At 38.7% G+C, this 25,819-nt stretch carries 24 protein-coding genes; 10 read left to right on the top strand and 14 right to left on the bottom strand.

Going from position 1 to position 25,819, the window contains the following annotated elements; translation table 11 throughout:
- The first annotated feature begins 346 nt into the window (after window positions 1–346).
- The gene (gene cls / locus HMPREF9009_RS08050; protein WP_049701857.1) at window positions 347–1,786 is read left to right on the top strand and encodes a cardiolipin synthase; all 1,440 of its coding nucleotides are present in this window, start codon (window positions 347–349) and stop codon (window positions 1,784–1,786) included.
- A gap of 26 nt (window positions 1,787–1,812) precedes the next feature.
- Here cls and HMPREF9009_RS08055 read toward each other — a convergent pair whose 3' ends face one another.
- From HMPREF9009_RS08055 to HMPREF9009_RS08075, 4 genes are all read right to left on the bottom strand, one after another.
- Window positions 1,813–2,346 carry an RsmD family RNA methyltransferase gene (locus HMPREF9009_RS08055; protein WP_049701858.1) on the bottom strand — a complete coding sequence of 178 codons (534 nt, stop codon included), beginning with the start codon at window positions 2,344–2,346 and terminating at the stop codon, window positions 1,813–1,815.
- 150 nt (window positions 2,347–2,496) lie between these two features.
- Complete coding sequence (locus tag HMPREF9009_RS08060; protein WP_004301167.1) at window positions 2,497–2,814, bottom strand: hypothetical protein; 318 nt, start codon at window positions 2,812–2,814, stop codon at window positions 2,497–2,499.
- A gap of 35 nt (window positions 2,815–2,849) precedes the next feature.
- Complete coding sequence (locus HMPREF9009_RS08065) at window positions 2,850–3,359, bottom strand: basic helix-loop-helix domain-containing protein (RefSeq protein WP_049701859.1); 510 nt, start codon at window positions 3,357–3,359, stop codon at window positions 2,850–2,852.
- A 387-nt stretch (window positions 3,360–3,746) separates the two neighbouring features.
- Window positions 3,747–4,079: a hypothetical protein gene (locus HMPREF9009_RS08075; protein ID WP_224440853.1), complete on the bottom strand. Its 333-nt coding sequence runs from the start codon at window positions 4,077–4,079 to the stop codon at window positions 3,747–3,749.
- A 218-nt stretch (window positions 4,080–4,297) separates the two neighbouring features.
- Here HMPREF9009_RS08075 and HMPREF9009_RS08080 point away from each other — a divergent pair, with 218 nt between their 5' ends.
- Window positions 4,298–4,546: a helix-turn-helix domain-containing protein gene (locus tag HMPREF9009_RS08080; RefSeq protein ID WP_049701862.1), complete on the top strand. Its 249-nt coding sequence runs from the start codon at window positions 4,298–4,300 to the stop codon at window positions 4,544–4,546.
- A gap of 1 nt (window position 4,547) precedes the next feature.
- Entirely contained in the window at window positions 4,548–5,138 is a 591-nt protein-coding gene (locus tag HMPREF9009_RS08085) for an ORF6N domain-containing protein (protein WP_049701863.1), read from the top strand.
- A gap of 718 nt (window positions 5,139–5,856) precedes the next feature.
- Here the strand turns inward: HMPREF9009_RS08085 and HMPREF9009_RS08090 are convergent.
- From HMPREF9009_RS08090 to HMPREF9009_RS08125, 9 genes are all read right to left on the bottom strand, one after another.
- Window positions 5,857–6,666, bottom strand: coding sequence for a phage antirepressor (locus tag HMPREF9009_RS08090; RefSeq protein ID WP_049701864.1), 810 nt, complete (start codon window positions 6,664–6,666; stop codon window positions 5,857–5,859).
- A 1-nt stretch (window position 6,667) separates the two neighbouring features.
- A complete protein-coding gene (locus HMPREF9009_RS08095) occupies window positions 6,668–7,003 on the bottom strand; it encodes a hypothetical protein (RefSeq protein WP_004299051.1) in 336 nt (111 codons plus the stop codon).
- Window positions 7,004–7,053: 50 nt separating this feature from the next.
- Complete coding sequence (locus tag HMPREF9009_RS08100; protein WP_049701865.1) at window positions 7,054–8,226, bottom strand: hypothetical protein; 1,173 nt, start codon at window positions 8,224–8,226, stop codon at window positions 7,054–7,056.
- Between the two features lie 17 nt (window positions 8,227–8,243).
- Entirely contained in the window at window positions 8,244–8,492 is a 249-nt protein-coding gene (locus tag HMPREF9009_RS08105) for a hypothetical protein (RefSeq protein WP_049701866.1), read from the bottom strand.
- Window positions 8,473–8,790, bottom strand: coding sequence for a helix-turn-helix transcriptional regulator (locus tag HMPREF9009_RS08110; protein WP_049701867.1), 318 nt, complete (start codon window positions 8,788–8,790; stop codon window positions 8,473–8,475). Before HMPREF9009_RS08110 ends, HMPREF9009_RS08105 begins: the two co-directional genes overlap by 20 nt.
- Window positions 8,791–8,835: 45 nt before the next feature.
- The gene (locus HMPREF9009_RS26370; RefSeq protein ID WP_083444159.1) at window positions 8,836–9,066 is read right to left on the bottom strand and encodes a helix-turn-helix domain-containing protein; all 231 of its coding nucleotides are present in this window, start codon (window positions 9,064–9,066) and stop codon (window positions 8,836–8,838) included.
- A 164-nt stretch (window positions 9,067–9,230) separates the two neighbouring features.
- Complete coding sequence (locus HMPREF9009_RS08115; protein ID WP_049701868.1) at window positions 9,231–10,391, bottom strand: site-specific integrase; 1,161 nt, start codon at window positions 10,389–10,391, stop codon at window positions 9,231–9,233.
- A gap of 225 nt (window positions 10,392–10,616) precedes the next feature.
- Window positions 10,617–11,387, bottom strand: a complete 771-nt coding sequence (locus tag HMPREF9009_RS08120) for a DUF3822 family protein (protein ID WP_004323629.1) — start codon at window positions 11,385–11,387, stop codon at window positions 10,617–10,619.
- Entirely contained in the window at window positions 11,387–12,073 is a 687-nt protein-coding gene (locus tag HMPREF9009_RS08125) for a hypothetical protein (RefSeq protein ID WP_004301363.1), read from the bottom strand. The genes HMPREF9009_RS08120 and HMPREF9009_RS08125 overlap by 1 nt, the downstream gene beginning before the upstream one ends.
- A 95-nt stretch (window positions 12,074–12,168) precedes the next feature.
- On the opposite strand from HMPREF9009_RS08125, the gene HMPREF9009_RS08130 reads away from it, so the two are divergent.
- The 7 genes from HMPREF9009_RS08130 (at window position 12,169) to HMPREF9009_RS08160 (ending at window position 24,312) form a co-directional block, all read left to right on the top strand.
- Window positions 12,169–13,587 carry an ATP-dependent DNA helicase gene (locus HMPREF9009_RS08130; RefSeq protein ID WP_049701869.1) on the top strand — a complete coding sequence of 473 codons (1,419 nt, stop codon included), beginning with the start codon at window positions 12,169–12,171 and terminating at the stop codon, window positions 13,585–13,587.
- Window positions 13,588–14,166: 579 nt separating this feature from the next.
- Window positions 14,167–17,553, top strand: a complete 3,387-nt coding sequence (locus HMPREF9009_RS08135) for a TonB-dependent receptor (protein WP_049702301.1) — start codon at window positions 14,167–14,169, stop codon at window positions 17,551–17,553.
- 12 nt (window positions 17,554–17,565) lie between these two features.
- Window positions 17,566–19,188: a SusD/RagB family nutrient-binding outer membrane lipoprotein gene (locus HMPREF9009_RS08140; RefSeq protein ID WP_049701870.1), complete on the top strand. Its 1,623-nt coding sequence runs from the start codon at window positions 17,566–17,568 to the stop codon at window positions 19,186–19,188.
- Window positions 19,189–19,211: 23 nt separating this feature from the next.
- Window positions 19,212–20,291 carry a glycoside hydrolase family 18 gene (locus tag HMPREF9009_RS08145; protein ID WP_049701871.1) on the top strand — a complete coding sequence of 360 codons (1,080 nt, stop codon included), beginning with the start codon at window positions 19,212–19,214 and terminating at the stop codon, window positions 20,289–20,291.
- 8 nt (window positions 20,292–20,299) lie between these two features.
- A complete protein-coding gene (locus tag HMPREF9009_RS08150; RefSeq protein WP_049702302.1) occupies window positions 20,300–21,457 on the top strand; it encodes a DUF1735 and LamG domain-containing protein in 1,158 nt (385 codons plus the stop codon).
- A 38-nt stretch (window positions 21,458–21,495) separates the two neighbouring features.
- Window positions 21,496–22,932, top strand: a complete 1,437-nt coding sequence (locus HMPREF9009_RS08155) for a BT_3987 domain-containing protein (protein WP_049701872.1) — start codon at window positions 21,496–21,498, stop codon at window positions 22,930–22,932.
- A gap of 33 nt (window positions 22,933–22,965) precedes the next feature.
- Window positions 22,966–24,312, top strand: a complete 1,347-nt coding sequence (locus tag HMPREF9009_RS08160; RefSeq protein WP_049701873.1) for a DUF4989 domain-containing protein — start codon at window positions 22,966–22,968, stop codon at window positions 24,310–24,312.
- An 83-nt stretch (window positions 24,313–24,395) separates the two neighbouring features.
- Here HMPREF9009_RS08160 and HMPREF9009_RS08165 read toward each other — a convergent pair whose 3' ends face one another.
- The gene (locus HMPREF9009_RS08165; RefSeq protein ID WP_232313574.1) at window positions 24,396–25,196 is read right to left on the bottom strand and encodes a Fic family protein; all 801 of its coding nucleotides are present in this window, start codon (window positions 25,194–25,196) and stop codon (window positions 24,396–24,398) included.
- Between the last annotated feature and the right edge of the window lie 623 nt (window positions 25,197–25,819).

A 25,819-nucleotide genomic window follows, 5' to 3' on the forward strand; every position in this document is an offset into this window, starting at 1 on the left:
CGATTACAGATGACAATGTGGAGTCAAATTGCTCCATGATTGAAAATATTCCTCCAAAAGGAGTGAGCTTCTCGGATTTTATTTGCATTTTTGCCATGCCTGATGAGGTTTTGTTTGATTATTTTTTTGCAACACTAAGTTAAGTGAATCCTCTGACATGGCAAAATCCTGAGCAACTTTTTGTTGCTCAGGTACTTAAAAAAAATATTTTATAATAGTGTTGCGGAATTAAGGGATAAAACGAAAGTCCCGGCACAACGATTCAATGTTGTTGCCGGGACTTCTTTGTTAATCCGAGAATTTACTCTATATTTGTTGTTTAGTATCCGTATGAAAGGAGATTCCTATGATTGATTGGAACTACATGCTTAGCCAGATAGCAACAGTGGCTTTTGATATTCTTTATTTTGGAGCCATTATCGGTACGATTGTCATCATCATTCTTGACAACCGGAATCCGGTTAAAACCATGGCATGGATACTCATATTACTTTTCCTTCCTATTGTCGGACTTGTCTTTTATTTTTTCTTTGGGCGGAGTCAACGTCGCGAACGTATCATTGGGCAGAAAAGCTACGACCGCTTATTGAAGAAACCAATGGCCGAATATCTCGCACAGGATTGTTCGGACGTTCCTTATGAATACTCCCGTCTTATTCAGCTTTTCCAGCAGACGAACCAGGCATTTCCATTTGAGGGGAATCGTGTAGCAGTCTATACCGAAGGATATACTAAACTCCAATCATTATTACGCGAATTACAAAAAGCGAAGCAGCATATCCACATGGAATATTATATCTTTGAAGATGACGCCATCGGACGTATGGTCAGGGATGTACTGATAGAAAAGGCTTCTCACGGAGTTGAAGTACGGGTTATCTATGATGATGTGGGTTGCTGGCATGTACCTAACCGTTTTTTTGAAGAAATGCGCAATGCTGGTATTGAAGTCAGAAGCTTTTTGAAGGTACGTTTTCCTTTATTTACCAGTAGGGTGAATTACCGTAACCATAGAAAGATTGTCGTTATTGACGGACGTGTGGGCTTCGTTGGGGGAATGAATTTGGCAGAACGTTATATGCGTGGTTTTTCCTGGGGTATTTGGCGCGATACGCATATCATGTTGGAAGGCAAGGCAGTACATGGCTTGCAAACGGCTTTCCTGCTCGATTGGTATTTCGTAGACCGCACGTTGATAACTGCTTCCCGTTATTTTCCGAAGATTGATTCTTGTGGAAACTCTTTAGCGCAAATCGTCACGAGTGAGCCTATCGGACCGTGGAAAGAAATCATGCAAGGATTGACAGTTGCCATAACCAGTGCAAAGAGCTATTTCTATATGCAAACACCTTATTTCTTGCCTACAGAACAGATATTGGCTGCTATGCAAACCGCGGCATTATCGGGAGTGGATGTACGCTTGATGTTGCCGGAGCGTGCCGATAACTGGATAACTCATCTTGGGTCGCGTTCTTATTTGGCAGATGTGATGCAGGCAGGTGTTAAAGTCTATTTTTATAAGAAGGGTTTTCTACATTCTAAGCTGATGGTTTCCGATGATATGCTTTCCACTGTAGGGTCTACTAATGTTGATTTCCGTAGCTTTGAGCATAACTTTGAGGTGAATGCTTTTATGTATGACGTAGAAACTGCTCTTGAAATGAAAGAAATATTTCTTCAGGACCAGCGCGAAAGTACACAGATCTTTTTGAAGAATTGGGTTAGACGTTCGTGGAGACAAAAAGCGGCGGAGTCTATCGTGCGTTTATTGGCTCCGCTACTTTAATAGGGGGGGGAGATTGTAGTTGGATTTTATCTGAACAGTGAGAAGTTTACGCTTCCATACACCCTTCTCTCAATGAAATGTGGATTCTCTTCGAAGTTATTATCTTTTCCGTGTTCTAGTACCAATAATCCTCCTTCTTTGAGAAGATTGTTTTGGAAAATTAATTCGGGGATTGTTTCCAACTCTTTTAAAGCGTAGGGAGGATCGGCAAAAATGAAGTCGAACTGTTCGCGGCCATTCTTGATAAACTTGAATACATCTCCGCGTATCGGCAGACATTTGTCTGTCTGCACCTCTTTCATGATTTTGCAGATGAATGAGTGATGTGCAGGATCTTTCTCAATGCTGATAACACGGTCGCATCCACGGGATACCAGTTCGATACTGATGCTTCCTGTCCCGGCAAACAAATCAAGAGCTGTTATTCCTTCTTCAAAATCGATATAGTTATTGAGTACATTAAACAGATTTTCTTTGGCGAAATCTGTTGTGGGGCGTGCTTTAAATGTTCGAGGCACGTCAAATCTTCTTCGTTTGTAAATACCGCTGATTACTCGCATAAGATAATAAGCTTTTGTAATGTATTGAATGTCAGTAATAAAAAGCCCGCTTTTCTAATAGCGGGTAACAAATTAGTAACAAAACAGATGAAAAACTGTTTTAGCGGGCTTCTTTGAAAGCAAAGATAGAAATTATTTTGGTACTTATTATCATTCTGAATTGCTATTTTGTTTTTCCATTCTTTCAATAGCCCTATTTATAATAGAACTAACTACGTCTATTATTGTGGTATTGTATTTATCAGCTAATAAGCTTATCTTTTGATAATAATCATCTGGAATAATCCCGGATACCCCCCTAAATTTCATAGGAACATCTTTAGGGCGTTTATATTTATCAATAAAGCAATCTATAGCCCACTGAACCGCCGTATAAGGAGAAACGCCCAAATCATCCGCTAATCTTTCAAATTCGGCACGTGTTTCCGGTTCTAATCTTGTTTCAATTTTCTTATTTTTAGTTGTCATCTTCTTTTTTTTGCCAAAGTTACTAATAAAATCTATTACCGAACGAATAACCGAACCTTTCCCGTTTCCCCTCTGTCGCCCGGCGTACTTCCGGCTCTTTCCTCGCAGAACTTTCTAAACGCTTCGACATTCCCAGATGATAGAATAAACTCGGTCGCTATTTCTTTCGCTGTCATCTCCTCGGTCACCCGTCTATATAAACGCCTCATCTCTGCATCTTGATTAACCACCCGGTAAAACAAACCTTGCGCCTCTATGGCGTTATTATATCCCTGTAATATCAGATTATGTATTTCGTCGTATGGATTATCAAACCCCGCCAACATAATAGGGGCGATGTCACATGCCGCGCTCATACATTCTTTTTGGTGTGCTTTCCGGTTCTTCTTAAATCGTTCTAACCGTTCCTGCTGTAATTCGGTTACACTCTCCTTAGTGCACCCCATATAGCCGCCGTTTGCATCTCCTAGATGAATTGTGTTTCTATCAAGTTGCATACCTTTCACCGGGCGACCGTCCGCGCCCAAAATAACTACTTCTTCCATGATTTTATATTTTGTTAGATGTGAATAAATCGAGTTTATAAGATGAGACTACACACAGCACAAGCCCCGTTATATTCGGTGCGGCTGTCTCCGCTTCCGTGGCAAATAGCAGGACCGCGCCCGCTATTAGCCCGAGTAAATAAATCGCTTTCATAGTGAGTAACTTAATAATTCGGCTTGTATACTAATTAACTTCATTACATTAGAAGTAATCAGACCGGAGCGAATTATGCCGTTATCTTCCCGTAGACACCCGAATAGATTCTTTATAATTCCCGCATTTGCTAAATTCGCCTCGCAACTAACAGTTATTCGCCACATGCCCGAATCCTGTTTAATACTGATTTCTAGTTCTTTCATTTGAATATGTATTTAGTTCGTTAATAATCAATCACCGCAATAATTTCCCCATCCGCTAAAAGATGAATAATGCTCGCCGCGACCGTAACCGTATGCCAGACATTCAGCCTCAACCTTTGCGGCACGTTCTTCACGTTCACGCTTTGCGGCTTCTACTTCCATTGCGATACGGGCGGCTGTCTCTGATTCGATACGGGCGATACGGGCGGCTAGTTCCTGCGCTTCTTGTTTCTTCGCTTCGTGATAAGCGATTGTTTCGGCTCTACGGTCTGCTATTTCTTTGTTGAACTTCGCAACTTTCCAAGCCTTTTTCAGTGCTTCCGAGAAGGTCGGGTACTTTTCCGGTCTAAACTTTCTCATCGTGTGGGCTGATTTCATTATTTCGCTTAAATTGTACCGTTTTATATTATAAATGTTTTATTATTTGTTTTATGATACAAACATAATATATATTGTTTGTTTTTAAGCTGCAAAATACAAAGTTTAACTTTTATTTAACTCAAAAAGTAAATGCTATAATATTTGTTTTGTCGCTTTTTAAATATATCTTTGTACCATTAAAATAAATACTATATATTATGGAATTAAGAATCAAAGAATTATGCAAGGCAAAAGGTCTTTTGCAAAAAGAATTAGCCGAGAAGATCGGAGTAACAGATATAGCTCTCCGCGCTTCATTGAAAGGTAATCCAACTATTGGAACATTAGAAAAGGTAGCTAATGCGCTTGACGTACATATTACGGAGCTATTCGACCAACCAAAGAACAATACAGCCGGAATCACGTGCCCGCACTGCGGAAAGAATATCAATATCAAAGTAGAATAAGGTGGAACAACTCGAAGTAATACAAAGTAAGATTTACGACATACGCGGCTGTAAAGTGATGTTAGATTTTGATTTGGCTGAAATGTACGGAACGGAAACAAAGTATTTAAAGCGGTCGGTAAAGAATAACCTTAAACGTTTTCCTAGTGACTTCATGTTTGAACTAACTAAAGACGAATGGGATTCTTTAAGGTGCAATTTTAGCACCTTAAACGGTGGGCGCGGTCAGCATCCTAAATATATGCCTTATGCTTTCACGGAATTAGGCGTTTCAATGCTTAGTAGCGTGCTTAATTCCGATTTAGCGATTGAGGTTAATATAAATATTATGCGTGCTTTCGTTGCGGTTCGCCAGTTGTTATTATCTCCTTCGACTAATCCAGTACAGGAACTACAAAACGAAGTCAAGGAATTAAAAGAGTACATCGAAGAAGTGTTTGCAGACTATAACGACATTAACGACGACACCCGGACACAGTTAGAATTAATCAATCAGACGTTAGCCGAGTTACAGGCTCAAAAGACTTTGGCAAATAAGCCGCGAAATCCTATTGGCTTCCCTATTCCGAATAAGGATAAGAAGAAAAAATAATTTGGGCTGTCTGATTGGCTGTCACATTGGCTATCTGATTGGCTGTAAATTTTACAGTAGTAGACGCTACAACTATTACGGGCGTACTATCTACCGTAAAATTTACGGTAGTTGTTGCGGTAGTCAGTAGCTCATTACTATAAATTCGTAGTTTGTAAATTGTTGCGCCTTAATATATTTAACTAGCCTCAACAAACAAAAGCTTAATATAATTAACTGATTTATATTTATAATCTACGAAAAAATAGTAATGAGCTACTTTAATGCAAGCTATCCGATCGCTCGCTGGTTAGTTGTTGGTTGATTTACCTTTCGTCTGTCCCTCATCCTATCCCTCGCTTTGTCCCGGTTCGCTTTGGATTTAATCAGGGCACGCCGGGAAATAAAAAAACGTTTCGACCTGATACACTTTTCTTCGTCTCACTTACTTGGTTCGGTTCGCTTCATGTTGCTATGCAAATACAAGCCCGTAGCGGAATAATTTTTCTTTGCGCGATAACTTGATAGGCGGCGAGGCGTCCGGCTGTCTTGCGTCTCCATATTCGGTGATGAACAATACAAAGCGGGTGCGAACGCTTCGGGTTATGGCAAGGGGGCACGATTTTTATTTTTTGACGCGACTCTGTGAAACCCACTTCACCCCATCTTTTTACACGCGGGATATTTTTTTCGGGTGGGGGTGACCGTTGGGGGTAGTAAAATTTATCATTACTCATCTTTAATTCAGTAGTTTAGATGTCGTTTCTTGATATAAATTAATAATAAAATATGCGCCTTTTTCCGTCCAATACATGTGCTCTATCGTTTTAATCTCACCTGTTCTTGAATCGGTGCGGGCAAATGTTTGATAACCTTCCAATCCCTTTCCGCGAAGGTCGGAGTAGAGAAAATACAAACCGCTTTGTTTATACTGTATTCCTGATTCACATAGGAATTTATTTAACCTTTGGGCACTTATTCCCAACTTTGCGGCTATCGTGTTGGTAGTAATCAGAGACGACGAAGATAACACAGTATCGAAATACTCCGCTTTTGGCTGCATCGCTTCGATAGCTTTTGCGTTAGCCTCTCTTTGTGCACGGAGCAAGGCGTTTTGTTCCTGCTCGCTCTTTAGGGTGGTGAGTAACTGTATCAGGGCGTCCGGATTCTGGAACATCTGCACAACAGTTTCGGGCGTCATATACGCGCCATGTTTGCGAATACTTGGCAATATCTCTTCACATACCCAATCTTGAAAGGCTTCCGCTTGCGGTAATTTGGATCGCATTATTAATCTAATAACGTCGCCCTCATTGATAAATGACATCTCTACTACCTGATTCGTTACTACGCCGTGTTGATTGGTTGTGCGGGCGACCCCGTCGCGCTTTGTCACTCGCTTGCAATGCTTACTAATTGCATCCCTAGTATTTGCGTATCCCAATGCTCGCGCCACATCTACAGCCGCAAATAAAGGTTCTCCGCTTTCACTTGTTGCGGTTCTTACTTCTCCGAATCTCTCGTTTTTGAAAATAGTAATCTCGTTCATCTTAATTTGATTTTAAATTGTGTTTACTACTGTTTAAGGAATCGTGATTCATGGAGCGTTTCGGCTTCACATACTCGAAATGCCTTTCAGAGTCGGACAAATCACTGAACATCATTTCGATTTCTTCCGGCACTGGTTCAATCTCCGTATCATTGTCCGGATCGGCAACACGAAGAAAGCAGGATAAAATATACTGCATGATTTCGTAATTGCTTTTAAACTTGAACTTTTTGCGGATTTCGTCAAGTCGCTCCCATTGCTTCGGGTCGATACGTACCGGAACTTTCTTTGTTTCCCCCATTGCTTTGCGCCGTTCGGCTTTTTTTATTGCATCCATAGTTTTAATGTGTCATGTGTTAGTATTCGTTTTATCATTGTTATAAAGCCTCATCCTGTGTTGAGTTCAGCCGGATCGGGCGGCTTTCCTCTACATTTTCCGGTGTTTGAATTGGTGTTGTACTTTTTCGCATTGAATAACGGCGGGTTATTGGCGTTTGGCGGTGGCTCGTTTTCCGGTGATGAAAATGCAACCGAAACGCCCTTTATCTTAATTCCGTTTTGGTTGCACTTTTCACTATTTGATGAGGCATACAAAAATGCCGTTTCGGTTTCACTTTTAGTACTTCGTTCCTGTTGGATATTGTCGCTTTCATTTACTTTATCATCGAAATTTTCCTTTGCAAAAACGCCGTTTCGGTTGCATTTTTCGTTATCCATGTCTCGCAGATACTTACATTCTATTGAAATGAAATTTTTTAAATTCTCTTTTATCTGTGTAGCTCCGATCCGTTCGGCTAATGCAATAAACTTCTTTTTCATCCTGCATCGTTTAACCTTGTCAAGTGCTTGCCAATCATCACCAAGAAATAACGCAAATAAATCTCGTTCTTTCTTGCTTAATCCTTCCAATGATACAGCCTCAACAATTACAACATCTTCCAACGTATTGAGCAAAAGAGCCTCGAGCCTTTCCCAAACATCAATACTAAGCAAGTCGCCCAACATTGGCGTATAAATGTGCTTTTTCTTTAAATATGTATTTGTGGCGCTTATCTCGATGCGTAGAATACTATCAAAGCCCGGTACGCCGCACTGCTTCCCCTTATCGTATATTTTTAGCTTATACGAATCGGCTTCGTAGATAAGTCCTATCTTTCCTATCGGGGTAAATGTATAACCCTTGTACATTCTTATCGCTTTCAATATTCGTTGCGGATCATAGGGCAGTTTTAAATTTACGCCAAATTCGACGCTATAAAGCCGCGTAATATCCGAATTAATCCCGTAGACTTCTTTTAATTCAGTCAACACACGGCACAAGTCAGACAGCCGGAAAGAATCAGCATTATGCAAACCGCCGTTAGCGTACTTATGTAGGCTTCCGTGTAGATTACATAATTTGCGGATTTCTCCCGTAGTTACGTCTACTCTATCAGTGAAACCAAATATCAGCCCCTCAATGTTGATATAAACCGCTTTAGGGCTTATATCAACACCTAGTTTGTTGGCTAATTGGTGCACATCAAGGGCTAGACTACTTGTTTTAAAGCCGTCAATCATTGAATAAATTAGTATGATTAAAATATACTTAGCTGTGAATTATCTTTCAGCCTCAAAAACTCTACAACCGCGCCTGTATGAGGTGATTTGTCTTTCTTGGCAACTTCTATAAATCCCTCATCGACTAAATTGTAGACGATACGGCAAACGTTACTAATTGGCTTATTAATAGCCTCTACAATATCCAGACGACAAAAGGATTTATTTGGGTTGTTGGTAAATAGTGCACGCGTGGCGGCAACTTCGTTAATGTATAGATTTGCCACGTTGCGCCCCTTTCTGTATTTTGCCTGTTACTATATAATTAACGGCTTCCGTTTCGATTTCGTCGGTCGTTGCTACTCGATTTTGTTTCATCCAGTTTTCAATCTCGGAACGGTCGAAATAGATTTGCTTTCCGTTGGGTTTATAAAACGGTATTTTACGAGAATGAGTCATTTTGTAAATATGCGATTTGCTCAACCCGGTAAGTAATACAACATCGTTCAAGCAAAGTACATTCTTCGCTGATAACAATGTTAGTTTCTCGATTCTGTTTAATTGAACTTTAATATCTGTTTCCATACTTTTTCGTGTTTAATCGGTTGGTGTTGTGTTTCAATAAGGAACTTAATTAGGCTTAATAAATACTCTACATATACCAATAAACGTTATTAGTTCATCCCTCCGAAATAATAGATTTTTTCCTATTTTGTAACATGGAATCTCGCCCCGTCTTACCCATTGGTAAATAGTGTGCTTTGATTTGTGGAGAATACGGGCGGCTTCGTCAACGCCAACTAATGTGCGCTCGCATACGTTGCTTTCTGATAAATTGGCTGTTGTTGCAAATTCATTCATAACGGTATATTTTAGATTAATAATTTACCGTTATATTTGTTAGTTGTTCTTTTGGTAGCTCGAAGTGTCCGACACTAACAGAAATAGAATGTATAAAAAAATAGCGCATTGATATAATGCGCTAATAACCATATATATATGAAATTTGAGTTTAAAATGTCTTTTTAATCAATAATACTTGGGATTGAGTTTACCGCATTTCTTTTTTTCTCGTTTATCACATCTGCATATATTTGGGTCGTCTTAATATCTGCATGTCCCAAAAGTTTGCTAACTGTGTAGAGTTCTGCGCCATAAGTTATACTAAGAGTGGCGAATGTATGGCGGCTCACGTGAAAAGTCAGATTCTTTGTTATTCCTGCATCTTTAGCCCAAATCTTTAGAAGTTTATCTATATAGCTATTATCCGGTAGCTTGCCAAAAACTAAATCTACATTGTTCCCTTTTTGGGGAAGTTGTTTAAGGGCTTCCGGACTAATCGGCAAATATAATATGCTTTTCGTTTTCTTTTGGGTTAATTTTGCAATGGTATTTCCTTTGCTGTCCTGTTGGAAGCTGCTCCATTGTAAAGACCGGACATCACTAATTCTTAACCCACATAAGCAGGCAAAAAGAAAAGCACGTTTTAATTTATCCATTCTAAACGGTGTATCTGCTAATTTCTTAACTTCATCTAATACAAGGAATGTACATCTAGGGTCTGCGCGTTGTGGTCTTTCTCCTTTCTCTAATCTATCCACTGGATTAAATGGTATTATTTCTTCTCTCTCTGCTTTGTTGAGTAATAAATTTAATTTGTTGAAGTAGTTCCATTGTGTCCCCTGCGCCAATGTCCGATCACTCTCTTTTACTGCTTTAGTTGATACTTTGGCGGCTTTCAGATATTCGGTGAATCCTGCCAGAAATTTCCGGTCTATATCTTTGAAAGTGATATTTTCACCTTTGTACTTTGAAAGGTGATATTTCAGTCCTTGCATGGTGCAGATATATCCGTTATACCCTTTTGTGTCTTTAGGTAGGTTTTCTACAAAAGAATCAATATAGTTAATGAAATTAGCTTTAGACTTAATAGAATTTGTTTTGAATCCGTGTTCTTCGTTTTGTAGTTCTACGATACGCTTTGACTTGATGGCATTTGCTAGTTTAAGCGTTTGGGCGTTTTTTTCTTTATCCTCTTTGGTACGTTCTTGGATAATGTAGAGTTTTAAAAACTCATAATCACGCTTTCCATCTGTGTAGATGTCTAGATACAAAGATTCGTTCCCATTTGATAGCTTTTTAGTCCGTAGCCGGATTGGCTCTTTGACTTTAATCTGTTTTTTCATACGTCTTTAATTTGTTACCTGCAACAAAGATAATAGTTTCTTTCTAATCTGGGTAACAAACGAGTAACAAATTAAAGCTAAATATGAACTGACTAAAAGAAAATAAGCGTACTCTTTTGAATACGCTTTTGAATTTGCCAATTTGTTGAAATATAGTGTTTTATTGTCCTTTTTTTATCGGTTTTTTAGCTATTGTTTTCATGTGGAAAAATACCGTTCCGCTGATTACTCGCATGTTAATAAGGCTTGCATGTCAATATTAGTTGCAGGATTCATGATGAATACCTGTAGGATAAACTTTTTCAATTCACTCATTAAAACGTCTTTCTCCGGAAGTATTCCGGTTAGGTGTAACTCATCCCGTTCCTGATTAAACTCCAGTTGTTTCCAGGCGTACAATAAATAGTAAATACGGTCTTCTGTGTGCGTACATTCAAAGGAATTAGCCAGAAGCAGATGTCCTCGTTCAAAACAATAGATGTCAATACCGTCTTTGCGTACAGAAGCATACATCTTCTTACTGTTTCCCAATCTGCTTTTTACAGAAAAATAATCGATGAATGGAGTAGATTGAGAATAGAAACGAGCTTCGGGATATTGTTCATTCAAAAAGGTCTGTGCGCTTTTGTCTATGCCGAAGATGACAGCTACATTATTCTTTCTTAGAATATTATAGAGCACCGTTTCGTTTTCTCTTTTCTGATGATTATGATAAAACAGAAGTTCCGCCTGTCCCTCCTCAAATAAGTCTAATGGCGCAATTGTAAAACGCTTGCTTGCCATCATTATATTTACCCGTTTGTAAGGATGATTTAGGAAGTCCGATTCGTGAAAGACCGCCTTTAGATTGGCTGTAAGGGATAGAGATGTGTCTATCTCTTTCTCTATTATTGAAAGCGAATCGTCATGAATCGGGTTATAGATAGAAAAAGAAAATCCATCCGTACTAAGACGGATGGATAAAGTATATTGTTTTGATTTAGTAAAATCAATCATTATTCCCAGTTACCAGCACCATTGTTTGGAGTATCGATAGAACCTACCATCAAGCCGCTATATTTACCTAGTTTAGAATCCAGGTCTTTTAGGTTGATGATTTCTTGTTTGTCAAGTCCGCTCAAATAAGTTTCGTATGGAGCTTTCACTTCGAACAAATATACTGGAGCACCAGACTTGGCAGTGTCATTTTTCACGTTCATTTCGAATTGAGCACCATTTCCGTGAGGAATATATTTCATAGAGTCGGCATTGAATCCTTTTGGATAGATAGTATCCAATACAGCTACCCACATAGTGTCACGTTTGAAGTTTTCAAGTCCCCATTTCTTAACTTCATCGTATCTACCGGTTTTCTTTGCTTTTTCGATGATAGCCATGGCTTTCTTTTCAGTCAGTCCGTCTTCCAATTGCTTGTCAGTTAACATTCCCATCTTCATAACGAACGGCAATTTTTGATTTTTAACGAAATCAATCAGTGTGTCTAATTTGGGTGCATACATTCCGCGGTGCAGCGAACGGTATTCCTGCTGTGCCTTACGGATGTCGATCAAACGGGCAATGACTGCTTTTTCTCTTTCTTTTTTTGCGTTTTCAAAATTGATAGGACCCATAATGCTGGTGTAACAGATGTAAATCAGTGCAGCAGCACAAAGCACCAATACAATATTAAATACTGTTTTCATGATAAATTATGTTTTTAGTTGTTATATTCGCATCGCAAAAATAGAATAAATAAATTTAAATACGATAGTTCCTCGAACTTTTTTCTCGTACAAAAATGATAAATAACTATTTAGAAAGGCAAATTAAGGAAAATTTTCCTTATCAGCCAACTTTAGAGCAGGAAATTGCTGTAAAATCTCTTTCAGAGTTTCTGCTGTCCACACTGGCAGATGAAGTCTTTATCTTAAGAGGCTATGCTGGTACTGGTAAAACATCGTTGGTAGGGGCATTGGTGAAAACGATGGATCAGCTGCAGCAGAAATCTGTATTGTTGGCTCCTACAGGACGTGCGGCAAAAGTTTTTTCAGCGTATGCAGGACATCCGGCTTTTACTATTCATAAAAAAATATATAGACAACAATCTTTTTCTAATGAGCTTAGTAACTTTTCGATCAATGACAATTTAGCTACCAATACATTGTTTATTGTCGACGAGGCTTCCATGATTTCAAACGAAGGACTGTCGGGTAGTATGTTTGGAACAGGACGTTTATTGGATGATTTGGTGCAATTTGTGTATTCGGGACAAGGTTGCCGACTCTTGTTGATGGGAGATACAGCACAGCTTCCCCCGGTAGGTGAGGAGTTGAGTCCTGCGCTTTTTGCTGATGCATTGAAAGGTTATGGACTTGAAGTACGTGAGATTGATCTTACCCAAGTGGTTCGGCAGGTGCAAGAATCCGGAATATTGTGGAATGCCACGCAGTTGAGGCAACTGATAGCGGAGGATGATTGTTATTCCTTACCTAAGATAAAAATAACAGGTTTTCCTGATATTAAACTGGTACCCGGAACTGAACTGATAGAAGAACTGACTAATTGTTACGATCATGATGGTATGGATGAAACGATTGTTGTCTGTCGATCTAATAAACGTGCTAACTTATATAATAATGGAATACGTGCACAAATTCTTTGGCGTGAAGATGAATTGAACACAGGAGATATGTTGATGATAGCCAAAAATAATTACTATTGGACAGAGAAATATAAGGAGATGGATTTTATCGCTAATGGAGAAATTGCAGTTGTCCGACGTGTTCGTCGAACTCGTGAAATATACGGTTTTCGTTTTGCCGAAGTTACTCTTCGCTTTCCTGACCAGAATGATTTTGAATTGGATGCGAATCTATTATTGGATACTTTGCATTCGGACTCACCTGCATTACCGAAAGAAGACAATGACCGATTGTTCTATACGGTACTGGAAGACTATATAGATATTTCCAATAAGCGTGACCGGATGAAGAAGATGAAAGCTGACCCACATTATAATGCATTGCAAGTGAAGTATGCGTATGCAATAACCTGTCATAAAGCGCAAGGCGGACAGTGGCAGAATGTATTTTTAGATCAGGGATATATGACGGATGAGTATTTGACTCCGGATTATTTCCGGTGGTTGTATACAGCTTTTACTCGGGCAACGAAGACATTGTACTTGGTGAATTATCCGAAAGAGCAGGTGGAATAGATGATTTTTAGAACCGCCTTTATACTTAATTTGCTAGAGGGATAAAACCAGGCACCGGGGAAGATAGCGTTCGGCACCGAGGAAGGCATACTCCGGCACCGGGGAACAGTGCCCTCCTCGGTGCCGAACTTTTACGTCTGTTTTAAAGAAAAGTTTGTACTCGGTTTGAGAGCATGAAATCAATCAATTTGAAATCAATTGATTTCAAATTGATTGATTTCATGCAGAGACTTTTTTTGATATTCTGATCTGTCTTAATTTCACGCTTTGGCATTATTCCTTTCTGGATATTTTCCTCTTGATAGTTCCGGAAGACAGATTTTGTTTATTCTGTTATAATAATTATGTATAATGGAACCAATAAATATTTATCATAGATAAGTATAAGATTATCAGCATAAAATCCCGTATAAATCATCCGATGAAAATGCAATAATGAGAAAAAGATAATTTTTTTCATAAATCTTCTAAGTGTTTCTCCATAGATGAGTTGTTATATATGCGAGTTATGGAACTTAAATACTAACATTTGGTTCTAACTTTTAATAAAAACTAATGTTTAATCTTAAATTCAAATGTATGAGAATCAATTACTCGTGTAGAGGCTCGAAATACTTTCGAGCATTGTTGATTTTGCTGCTATTTGCTCTTCCTGCACAATTTGCAATGGCACAGTTGACAATAAGAATCTCCAATTCCTCTTTAGGAACTGTGATTAAGCAAATTCAAGCTCAATCCAAGTATCAGTTTTTTTATGATGACAATCTGGCAAATATCCAAGTAGGCTCTTTAGATGTGAAAGATGTATCACTGGCAGAAGTCTTGGATATGACTTTGAAGGGAAAAGACATTGTCTATAAAATAGATGACAATGTGGTTTATTTGTCAAGAGTGAATGCTTCGCCATCATCTAATGCCGTGAAGCAACAACAGAAAATCACAGGTAAAGTCGTAGACTCTAACAACGAACCTCTGATTGGAGTCTCCGTGTTGGAGAAAGGTACGACAAATGGTACTATTACCAACTTTGATGGTGAATATGCTATAGATGTATCAAGTACTAATGCAGTTTTGCAGTATTCTTATATAGGTTATCAAAAGGTAGAAATGCAAGTCGCAACTAGAAGAGTGATAGACGTAGTGCTGAAAGAAGATGCGCAAGCTTTGGAAGAAGTCGTTGTTACCGCTCTTGGCATTAAACGTTCGGAGAAAGCGCTATCTTACAATGTTCAGCAGATTAACGCTGATGCTATTACTGACAATAAAGATGCAAACTTTGTCAATGCCTTGAATGGTAAGGTTGCCGGTGTTACTATTAATGCGTCATCATCCGGAGTTGGTGGTGTTTCAAAAGTCATAATGCGTGGTACAAAATCAATCATGCAATCTTCTAATGCTCTTTATGTAATTGATGGTGTACCCATGTTCACAGGCAGTGGTAATGGTGGTGGTACAGAATTTGCTTCGAAGGGAGCTACTGAGCCTATTGCCGATATCAATCCGGAAGATATTGAGTCTATGTCCGTTTTGACAGGTGCGGCGGCAGCGGCACTTTACGGTTCGGATGCAGCGAATGGCGCAATTATTATTACTACTAAAAAAGGTAAGGAAGGACGGGTGAGCATTACAGTAAACAGTAATGTAGAATTCAATTCTCCTTTTGTTATGCCTCAGTTTCAGACTCGTTACGGTACGGGTAGCGCTGGAATCCTTAATGCAACTCCCGATCATAGCTGGGGACCGAAACTTACTACCGAGAATTATTATGGTTATAATCCCAGAGATGATTATTTTCAGACAGGTGTAATCGGAACTGAAAGTATTTCTTTCTCTACTGGTACCGACAAGAATCAGACTTATGCTTCGGCAGCAGCAGTCAACTCAAAAGGTATCAGTCCTAATAATAAGTATGATCGTTATAATTTTACAGTCCGCAATACCACTTCCTTCCTTGACGATAAAATGACCTTGGATATTAATGCCAGTTATATTCGTCAGAGTGACCGTAATATGGTGAATCAGGGCACTTATAATAATCCTTTAGTGGGTGCTTATTTGTTTCCGCGCGGTAACGACTGGTCAGATATTGAAATGTATGAACGCTATGATGTTGCCCGTAAAATTTATACTCAATATTGGCCGGTGGGCGATGCAAGTATGGCAATGCAAAATCCATATTGGATTAACTATCGTAATTTGCGTGAAAACAAGAAAGACCGTTATATGTTAGGCGCAAGTTTGAATTACAAAATACTGGATTGGTTGAGCGTTTCGGGACGTGTACGTCTGGATAACTCAAACAATGACTATACAGAGAAGTTCTATGCAACAACCAATACTCAGTTGACCGCACTGTCAAACCGTGGACTTTATGGTATAACCAAGACTCAAGATAAACAATTATATGCTGATTTCTTGGTAAATATCAATAAAACATTTGGTGAATCTTGGAGTTTACAAGCAAATGTCGGTGGTTCATTTACGGATATGAGATCGGATGCAATGACGGTGCGTGGTCCTATTGCAGACGGAAGTAAACCATTCGAAGGTGAGCAGGTTGGTCTGACTAATTATTTCGCTATCCAGAATTTAAGTACTTCTAAGACTAAACATATGCAAGAAGGATGGAGAGAACAAACTCAGTCTATTTTTGCATCCGCTGAAGTAGGATATAAGAGTACTTATTATTTGACTCTTACGGGACGTAATGACTGGCCCTCACAATTAGGTGGACCGAAGTCTGTTAGCAAATCCTTCTTTTATCCTTCAGTAGGTTTGTCTGTTGTATTGTCTGAACTAATACCGAATTTGAATAAGGAGTATTTATCATATATGAAAATACGTGGTTCATTTGCTTCTGTAGGTACAGCATTCAAAAGATATATCGCCAATCCGCGTTTTGAATGGAATGAAAGTACAGGGCAATGGAGTGTATTGACTCAATATCCGATGTACAACTTGAAACCTGAACGTACGAAATCCTTTGAGTTAGGTTTGAATATGCGTTTCCTGAATCATTTCGAACTGGATGTGACTTATTATAATGCTAAAACGATGAACCAGACCTTTAATCCTGAATTATCCGTAAACAAGTACTCGAAAATATATATTCAGACAGGTGCGGTACGCAATCAAGGTGTTGAGTTGTCATTAAATTATAAGAACACCTGGAAAGACTTCACATGGGATACCGGATTGACGTATTCTATGAATAGAAATAAGATTCTCACTTTGGCGGATAATGCCGTAAATCCGGAGACCGGTGAACACTTCTCTATTAAAACTTTGAATATGGGTGGTTTGGGTAGTACCCGGTTTATCTTGAAAGAAGGTGGAAGTATGGGCGACATTTATTCTCTGATGGACTTGAGAAAAGATGCTAATGGTGCCGTTTATATTGATGAGAACAATAGTGTTCATACACAGAGCATACAAGATGCTGATAAATATATAAAACTGGGAAGTGTATTGCCTAAAGGAAATTTGGCATGGCGTAATAACTTTATGTGGCGGAACTTTAACGTTGGTTTTATGCTGTCAGCCCGTTTGGGTGGCGTAGTGTTCTCTCGTACACAAGCTATGTTGGATAATTACGGAGTATCTGAGGTGTCTGCGGCTGCACGCGATTTGGGATATGTATCAGTGAATGGTAACGACAAGGTGGCTCCTGAAAATTGGTATTCGGTGGTTGCTGGTGATACGACTGTACCACAATATTATACTTATTCTGCTACGAATGTACGTTTGCAAGAAGCTTCTATTGGATATACATTCCCTAGAAAGATGTTGGGGAACATTTGCGATATAAAAGTTTCCTTGGTTGGACGTAACCTTTGGATGATTTATAATAAAGCTCCGTTTGATCCCGAAACAGTTGCTTCAACAGATAATTTCTATCAAGGAATTGACTATTTTATGATGCCTTCATTGCGTAATATAGGTTTTAACTTGAGCTTTAAATTCTAAACAATAATAGGTATGAAAAATATAATTAATAAACTGTTTTTAGGTTCGCTGACCGTTGCCTTGGCTTCGTGTACGGCTGACTTTGATAATATCAATGCAAATCCCTATCAACCGGGCGATTTGAATGCGGATGATTATGCTTTAGGCTCTGCGATGAATAATCTGGCAGGTTGTGTGGTATCACCGGATGTGAATACGGCACAGTTTACAGACTGTCTGTTAGGTGGCCCTATGGGAGGATATTATGCAGATTCAAATGCGGGATGGTCAAATACCATTTCTAATTTTAATGCTAAAGATGACTGGAGTCGCGTATTCTTGAAAAGCGATAAAGTGATTCCGGTTCTATATTCCAATCTATCTGTAGTTGAGCTTGTGTCACATAGCACTAACAATCCGGTTCCTTATGCAATAGCTCAAATCATAAAGGTGGCAGTGATGCATCGAGTGACCGATACTTTCGGTCCTATACCTTATTCTCAGATTGGTGCGGACGGAGCTTTATCGACTCCTTATGATTCAGAAGAAAAAGTATATAATACATTCTTTGACGAATTGGACGCTGCTATTAAAACATTGAACGAGCATCCTAATGAATTGCTGACATCGACAGCAGACTACGTTTATGGTGGTGATGTAAAGAAATGGATTAAATTTGCAAATTCATTGAAGCTACGTCTGGCTATTCGTATTGCCTATGTGAATGAAACTAAAGCGAGAGTAATAGCCGAAGAGGCTGTGAAACCGGAAAATGGCGGTGTGATAGAGTCTAATGCAGATAATGCAGCTTGGAATTATTTCACAACGATGCAAAATCCTATTTATGTAGCTACGAGATATAATCAGGTTCAGGCTAATAAGCACAGTGATAATAAAGATTGTACTACAGGTGGTGATACACATGCTGCAGCTGATATCATTTGTTATATGAATGGTTATAAAGATAATCGCCGTGAGAAGTATTTTACTAAATCCGAATGGCCGGGTGTTGATTATGTTGGTTTGCGTCGTGGTATTGTCATTCCGAATTTGACAGAGAAAGGACATAAATACTCAGGAGTTAACATACTCCCTACTTCTCCGCTTTATTGGATGAACGCTGCCGAAGTTGCTTTCTTACGTGCCGAAGGTGCAGCTATTTTTAAATTCAATATGGGCGGTGATGCTGAAGGCTTCTATAATACAGGTATTCGTTTGTCATTTGAACAATGGGGAGCAGCTGATGCAGAAGTATATATAAATGATGACACCAGTAAGCCTGCAACCTATGTAGATCCGGCGGGTGATAATACTTATGCAAATACTTTGTCTACAATGACTATCAAGTGGCAAGCAGGAGCGTCTAAGGATGAAATGCAAGAACGCATTATCATTCAAAAATGGATTGCCAATTGGCAATTGGGTAACGAGGCTTGGGCTGATTACCGTCGCACGGGTTATCCTCATATGATTCCTGCCACCGGAACTGGCAATAAGAGTGGGGGTATTGTAGATTCAAGTAAAGGGGCGCGTCGTATGCCTTATCCATTGGATGAATACAATAGCAACCAGAAAAACGTAGAAGAAGCTGTTGCCAAGTATTTGGGCGGTCCTGACAATATGGCTACAGATTTGTGGTGGGCCAAAAAGAAATAGTATTAACTTCAATTCGAATATATATGAAAAGTTTATTGAAATATAGTATGTCTGTGGTGGCGGTTTCGGCATCAATCTTGGCATTCTCTTCCTGTGACGACTGGACAGATCCTGAAAGTCTCGGTCTGAATAATCCTTCTTTTGAGGAACAGAATCCTCAATTGTATGCTGATTATATTCAAGACTTGAAGAACTACAAAGCAGGAGAACATAAAGTAACTTTTGTGTCATTTGACAATTCTCTGAACGAACCGGCCAAACAGGCAGAACGTCTGACTGCGGTACCGGACAGCGTTGATTTTATTTGTCTGAATCTTCCGGACAATTTAAACCCCGTGATTCAGAGCGAGATGGAAAAGATACGTGAAAAAGGTACCCGTACTCTTTATAGTATTGATTATGGTAGCTTTGAAACAGACTGGAAAGCTATGGTGAAGGAAAATCCTGCATTGACTGAAGAAGAAGCATTAGAATATCTGGGAGAACGTACGGATGCGATGTTGTCTCTTTGTGATAAATATGGTTATGACGGAATCCTTATTGATTATACAGGTCGTTCGTTAGTCAGTATGAAACCTGGAGCCCTAGCTGAATATAATGTACGTCAGCAGAATTTCTTTAATAAGGTAGTGGAATGGCAAGCTGGGCATACAAATAAAACGCTGGCTTTGTTTGGAAATATACAGTATTTTGTGCCAGAGAATATGAGTATGCTGAACAAGTTTAACTATATCATTTTGAAGACAGCATCTTCAACTAATGCTGATGATCTTTCTTTGAAAGCTTATTTGGCCATTCAGGCAGGCGAAGATATAAAAAATGAACTCTATGAAGGCGTTAATCCCGTTCCGACAGATCGTTTTATCGCATGTGTACAGTTCCCACAAGCTGGAGACGATGACAAAGTGATAGGATATTGGAATACGGTAGACGAAAAGGGAGAAAAGACACTGGCTGCCCCAGGAACAGCTCAATGGATGGGACAGTTTTCTCCAGACTATACTCGTAAGGGTATCTTTATTATGAGCGTTCAGAACGATTATTATAATGATACCTATAAACAATTGCGTGAAGTTATTTATATTATGAATCCTAATAAATAAGCTTGGATATGAAATTCTATAAATATTATTTTCTCTCTTTGGCTTTTGTAACTGTGGCTATGACCGGGTGTAAAGAGGCCGATATTGATAATGAACATCATTATGATAATAAACTGTATATAAGTTCTCAACCTATTTGTGATGACTTGTTGATTAAGGAAAGTATTACAGAGGCTTCACGTAGCATCGCTTATCGTATAGCATCACCAGCCGAAGAGGATATACAGATTGATTTTGAGGCCGCACCTGCTATGACAGCTTCTTATAATCTAATTTATGGTGATAATGCGACAGCCCTTGCTGCTGATTATTATGATATTCCGAAGAAAACTGCGACAATTAAAACCGGAGATATATCCAGTGATGATATTGTAGTGAATTTTAAGAATACGAATGAACTGGATGATTCAAAACGTTATGTACTTCCGGTTACTATTACAGGAGCATCGAAAATGGCTATTTTAGGGAGCCACCGTACTGCATATTTTGTCTTTAAAGGCGCAGCTTTGATCAATGTAGTGGCAAATATTAAGAAGTTATATTTTCCCATTAAATGGAAAAGTAATGTGAGTTCTATGTCAACCATTACGATAGAGGCTTTGCTTCGTAGTGATGATTGGGTAGCAGGACGTGATAATGCATTGAGTTCGGTCTTTGGTATTGAAGGCTCATTCCTTGTGCGGGTAGGAGATGGTGACCGTCCGCGTGATCAAGTTCAGGTAGTTGCGCCAGGCGGAAATTTTCCAGAGGCAAATGCAGTTCCGGGATTACCGGTAAATGAGTGGGTACATATCGCTATTGTTTATGATGCTACAACTGGTGAACGTATTTTTTATAAAGACGGTGTGCGTGTTTATGGAGATGAAGCTGCAAGTGGAAAGGTTAGTTTGACTAGCGGTTGCAATATTGGCAAGTCTTATAATGAGGAGCGTTGGTTACCGGGTGATATTGCAGAGGTACGTATCTGGAATGTACAGCGAACTGCAGAACAGATAGCAAAGAATCCTTATAAAGTATCACCGGATAGCGAAGGATTGGTAGCCTACTGGAAGTTCAATGAAGGTACTGGCGGTACAATTAGAGATCATACTGGACATGGAAATGATATTACAGCTGTAGGTGGTGATCCTAAATGGATAAATGTAGAAATACCCGCGCAAAAGTAATTCTGGTTTAACTGTAATCTAAATTAAATGAATTTATTATGAATATTCAGTATATAAAATTAGGTTTATTAGCTACCCTGTTTGTAGGTGGTACTGCTCTCTTTACATCTTGTGCTGACGACCTTGATGTCGGAACTCAGTTTGATAAAGAAATGTATAACGGTGTGTATGAGAATAATGCATATCTACGTGATGGAAAATCTAATAAAGTATCCAACATTGTCGAACTTTATGGGGAAACTTATCAAACCTCAGTGAAACTAGGTCTGAGTAAAGCCCCTGTTACTGAGACTTCTGCAAGGGTTAAAATAGATGCAGCTTATTTGGCTGCATACAATAAAGTGCATGGAACAGAATTTGAGCTGTATCCGGAAAATCTGATTTCATTTGCTAATGAAGGAAAGCTGGTTGTAAATGCTGCAGCAAAATCGGCTGAGGTGAATATGGCAATTCAGGCTGGTGAAGCACTGCAAGAAGATAAAACTTATGCCATCCCCGTGGTCATTAGCGAACATAGTAATGATTTGGTTGTCAATGATGAGAATGGCAGTTGCATTTACTTAGTCAAAGATATGCGTAAAGCGGGAGATGCTTATAAAGGAGATGATGTAGTGCAGGGATATTTGTTTTTTGAAGTAAACGATGTAAATCCATTAAATGCACTATCCTTTAAGTTAGAGAATGGGAGGTTTTTATGGGATGTGGTTGTCTTGTTTGCTGCCAATATTAACTATGACGCAGATGCTGGGCGCCCTAAAGTACAATGCAACCCTAATGTACAATATTTGCTGGATAACAACGAAACTTTTCTGCAACCTCTTCGCAGACGTGGAATAAAAGTATTACTAGGGATATTGGGTAATGGCGATATGACAGGAGTTGCTCAACTTTCAACTCAAGGAGCAAAGGATTTTGCTCGTGAACTCGCTCAGTATTGTAAAGTATATAATTTGGACGGAGTAAACTATGATGATGAGTATTCTAAATCTCCGGATTTAGATAATCCAGCATTAACAAATAGAAGTAGCGCTGCTGCTGCCCGTTTGTGTTACGAAACCAAGCAAGCAATGCCAGATAAACTAGTAACTGTCTTTGACTATAGCTATATGGGGATACATGGATACCCAACTGAAATTGAAGGTAAAACTATTAAAGAGTGGGTGGATATTTCTGTCCCAAATTATGGTTCATCCTCATCCCCAGCTGGAGATATGACTATGAAGCAATGTGCAGGTCTTGCTATGGAATTTAATGGTGGATGGAATAGCTTGAGTGCATCAACAGCTCAAGGTCTTAAGGAACGTGGTTATGGTTGGTTTATGGGATTCGCTGCTAATCCTAAGTTATATGGAAATATTTTTAGCCGTTTGAGTGGAGGTGGTACGGTGTTATATGGCTCTGAAGTTGCAGCCCCTACGGTTTTTTTTGAGAAAAATGACCCGACGCCTTATAAATATCCGGATGATTTTAAGTAAAATTAGAAATATAACTTCAATAAGAAAAATAATATGAAAGTATATAATACACCTTTTTTGTTTATTCTGGCATTAGCTACATTATTTACTCTTGCTAGCTGTCAGGATGATGAAGCTCTGGATTTGGAAACTTTTCCTGTGAATCAACCTGTTATCACTATTAATGGTACGGAGGGAGCATCAAAGGCAGAATTGAATGCAATTTATAAGAGTGATGGTACATTAGAGTTGGACGGTGTTGTTTCAAGAACATATACATTCAACTTTTTAGCTTCTCCAGAAGATGCAACTGTAACGTTTGATGTTTTATCTACTAATATACCTAAAGAGAATATTGAAATTAGCAGTACAAAAGCTATTATTCCTGCAGGTGCTACTACCGCTTCTGTTACGGTGACTTTGAAAGATGAAGATTTCAGTTTTGCAGCGTCTAATTATGATGCGGTAACATATGAATTGGGAGTGAAAGCTAATGTTGAAGGATATAAAATAGGAACAGAAGCTATTGAATCTAAAGTGGTGATAAAGAAAGAGGCTTATATTGCTTCTTGTTCAATTGTCGGGAGCAATGGAAATACAACTTTATTTGAGCGTGCATATTCTAATAATCAGATTATGAATCCTGATCCTATATCCTATACTTTTAAAGTGGAATTAGATAAACCTGCTAGAAAGGATATTAGAATAAATCTTACTACTACAGGTTTGGAAGATAAGTTTATGAAGGACATAACGGTTACTCCTGCTGAAATTATTATACCTGCTGGAGAACTCTCCAGTGAAGATATTACATGGGGTGTTACAGATGATTTCTTGTTGCAAACAGCCGAAGAAGAGTTTTATGTTCTTAAAGTTATTGCATCTGTTGAAAGTGAGGATCCAGTTGCTCAGATTAATGAGAAGAAAAATATATTAATCTTTAATGTCAACAAAGTTCTTACTAATATAGGACTTTTACCTGATAAAATAGCAAGTTGGACTTCTTTATCTAAATCAGGATGGTCTGCAACGGCTTCTAGTGGAAATGGGCAAATTCTAATTGATGGTTCTGGAGGAGATGAGGGGTCTGATATTTATACCTCGAATGATAACTTCTGGTTTATAGTTGATATGCAAACGGAAAAAACATTAAATGGTTTGGGCGTTGATTATTATTATAATTATGATGGGTTGTCTGCTCCTAGAAATGCTACTATTTCGACTTCATTAGATAATACGACTTGGGAAAAGCAAGGTACGAAAGAGACTCCCCAGGTAGCTAGTCATTATTTCCAACTGTATGAATCCGTGCATGCTCGCTATGTAAAAGTGGAGTTATCGGGGAAATATGGCAATTATCTTGATTTGACAGAAGTTTATATGTATGGTTCCGAAAACTAGTTCTAATCTATAGATATTGGTTATATTTTGTTTGGGGATATTTGAAAGGATATCCCCAATTTATTTACAACAGAATTCGTATCTTAGAATATAAACCTCATCCCCCCTTTTTTCTCCGCCTGCCTGTATTTCTTAATTTCCATTGAAAGATACTTCATTTGTTGTGCAAACATGAAATCACGGATAGGGCATAAGTCCGGATCTTTATCATCTTGGGGACGTGATGCTTCCAATGCCTGATAATATTCCAGTTTATCTTCTTTGAATATAGTGGCTAGAGGGAGTTGATGATAAGAGAGAATATAGTTCATCAATAAGCGTGAAGTTCTCCCGTTTCCATCGGCAAACGGATGGATGCTGACTAGATAAAAATGGGCGTCGAAAGCTAACTGATAGATAGAGTCGGGCGTCTGAACTTGTTTGATACGCTGATTTAGTATTTCGCATAGACGGGTTACTTCACGTTCTATTTTCTGATAGTTTACGAAATAACGGTCACCTACATGCACGGAAGATTTGCGCCAATCTCCTTTGGAAGAATCATAATCTCCTGCACTGGAATGGATTATACTTCCCGTAGTACGCATTACGTGAGCTGAAATTTCCTGTATAAAAACAGGAGTAATTTCACGTTTCTTTCTAGCTTCTTCCACTATAAAACGCAAAGCTTCGAAATGATCCTTTACCATATTATGATCATACAGCGGTTTTCCCTTGGCAGTGATACCGTCTACAATCAACAGGCGGCTTTCTTCTTCGGTGAGTGAAGAGCCTTCTATTGCAGTGGAGTGATGAGAAATGAAGATTTCATTCATTAGCTCGAAATTCACAGCCTCTTTCAGTTTCAATTCATAAAATTGCTCTAGTAATGGTTGTATGGACATATTGTTATAGATTAGCACTGCAAATATAAACAAATTATTGAGGAAAAAGATGCTGACAGGGGGATATCAGGATAACTACAATAAAAATGATTTCATTCTGCACGGAAATGAATGAGAATTTGTTTTCAATTACTGATTCTCATAAGTATAACATGAACTTTTAACTCATAAATTCCACCAGTTTCACCTTATCTCTGAAACATCGATGAATAAGGAGATAGCGGGTGAAAGCGTAGAAGAAATTAAGGTGAAATCTCCCGTTATTGCTTTCACCTTTCAAATTTATTTATACCGGTTGCTGGGCATATAGAGCCACCGTACTGAATATATAGATTCAATATGGTAAGTATATAGATACAATGTATTGAATATATAGATACACCAACTCAAGTATTAGTGACTGAAAATTAAGGTGTTAATACCTTGCGTTCAGGCTGTTAATACCTGATGGATTATCTGTTAATACCTGACAGCGGATTTGCTATAAGCATATTCTTATTAGCTATAATCATATCCGGATTAGCTATACCTTAATTCCGCAACACTATTATAAAATATTTTTTTTAAGTACCTGAGCAACAAAAAGTTGCTCAGGATTTTGCCATGTCAGAGGATTCACTTAA

The organism is Bacteroides sp. 3_1_13 (assembly GCF_001185845.1).
Classification (GTDB): Bacteria; Bacteroidota; Bacteroidia; order Bacteroidales; family Bacteroidaceae; genus Bacteroides; species Bacteroides xylanisolvens.

Coding starts and splice junctions, on each gene's coding strand:
- cls (WP_049701857.1), top strand. CDS start 347: ATGATTGATTGGAACTACATGCTTAGCCAGATAGCAACAGTGGCTTTT.
- HMPREF9009_RS08055 (WP_049701858.1), bottom strand. CDS start 2,346: ATGCGAGTAATCAGCGGTATTTACAAACGAAGAAGATTTGACGTGCCT.
- HMPREF9009_RS08060 (WP_004301167.1), bottom strand. CDS start 2,814: ATGACAACTAAAAATAAGAAAATTGAAACAAGATTAGAACCGGAAACA.
- HMPREF9009_RS08065 (WP_049701859.1), bottom strand. CDS start 3,359: ATGGAAGAAGTAGTTATTTTGGGCGCGGACGGTCGCCCGGTGAAAGGT.
- HMPREF9009_RS08075 (WP_224440853.1), bottom strand. CDS start 4,079: ATGAGAAAGTTTAGACCGGAAAAGTACCCGACCTTCTCGGAAGCACTG.
- HMPREF9009_RS08080 (WP_049701862.1), top strand. CDS start 4,298: ATGGAATTAAGAATCAAAGAATTATGCAAGGCAAAAGGTCTTTTGCAA.
- HMPREF9009_RS08090 (WP_049701864.1), bottom strand. CDS start 6,666: ATGAACGAGATTACTATTTTCAAAAACGAGAGATTCGGAGAAGTAAGA.
- HMPREF9009_RS08095 (WP_004299051.1), bottom strand. CDS start 7,003: ATGGATGCAATAAAAAAAGCCGAACGGCGCAAAGCAATGGGGGAAACA.
- HMPREF9009_RS08100 (WP_049701865.1), bottom strand. CDS start 8,226: ATGATTGACGGCTTTAAAACAAGTAGTCTAGCCCTTGATGTGCACCAA.
- HMPREF9009_RS08110 (WP_049701867.1), bottom strand. CDS start 8,790: ATGGAAACAGATATTAAAGTTCAATTAAACAGAATCGAGAAACTAACA.
- HMPREF9009_RS26370 (WP_083444159.1), bottom strand. CDS start 9,066: ATGAATGAATTTGCAACAACAGCCAATTTATCAGAAAGCAACGTATGC.
- HMPREF9009_RS08115 (WP_049701868.1), bottom strand. CDS start 10,391: ATGAAAAAACAGATTAAAGTCAAAGAGCCAATCCGGCTACGGACTAAA.
- HMPREF9009_RS08120 (WP_004323629.1), bottom strand. CDS start 11,387: ATGATTGATTTTACTAAATCAAAACAATATACTTTATCCATCCGTCTT.
- HMPREF9009_RS08125 (WP_004301363.1), bottom strand. CDS start 12,073: ATGAAAACAGTATTTAATATTGTATTGGTGCTTTGTGCTGCTGCACTG.
- HMPREF9009_RS08130 (WP_049701869.1), top strand. CDS start 12,169: ATGATAAATAACTATTTAGAAAGGCAAATTAAGGAAAATTTTCCTTAT.
- HMPREF9009_RS08135 (WP_049702301.1), top strand. CDS start 14,167: ATGAGAATCAATTACTCGTGTAGAGGCTCGAAATACTTTCGAGCATTG.
- HMPREF9009_RS08140 (WP_049701870.1), top strand. CDS start 17,566: ATGAAAAATATAATTAATAAACTGTTTTTAGGTTCGCTGACCGTTGCC.
- HMPREF9009_RS08145 (WP_049701871.1), top strand. CDS start 19,212: ATGAAAAGTTTATTGAAATATAGTATGTCTGTGGTGGCGGTTTCGGCA.
- HMPREF9009_RS08150 (WP_049702302.1), top strand. CDS start 20,300: ATGAAATTCTATAAATATTATTTTCTCTCTTTGGCTTTTGTAACTGTG.
- HMPREF9009_RS08155 (WP_049701872.1), top strand. CDS start 21,496: ATGAATATTCAGTATATAAAATTAGGTTTATTAGCTACCCTGTTTGTA.
- HMPREF9009_RS08160 (WP_049701873.1), top strand. CDS start 22,966: ATGAAAGTATATAATACACCTTTTTTGTTTATTCTGGCATTAGCTACA.
- HMPREF9009_RS08165 (WP_232313574.1), bottom strand. CDS start 25,196: ATGTCCATACAACCATTACTAGAGCAATTTTATGAATTGAAACTGAAA.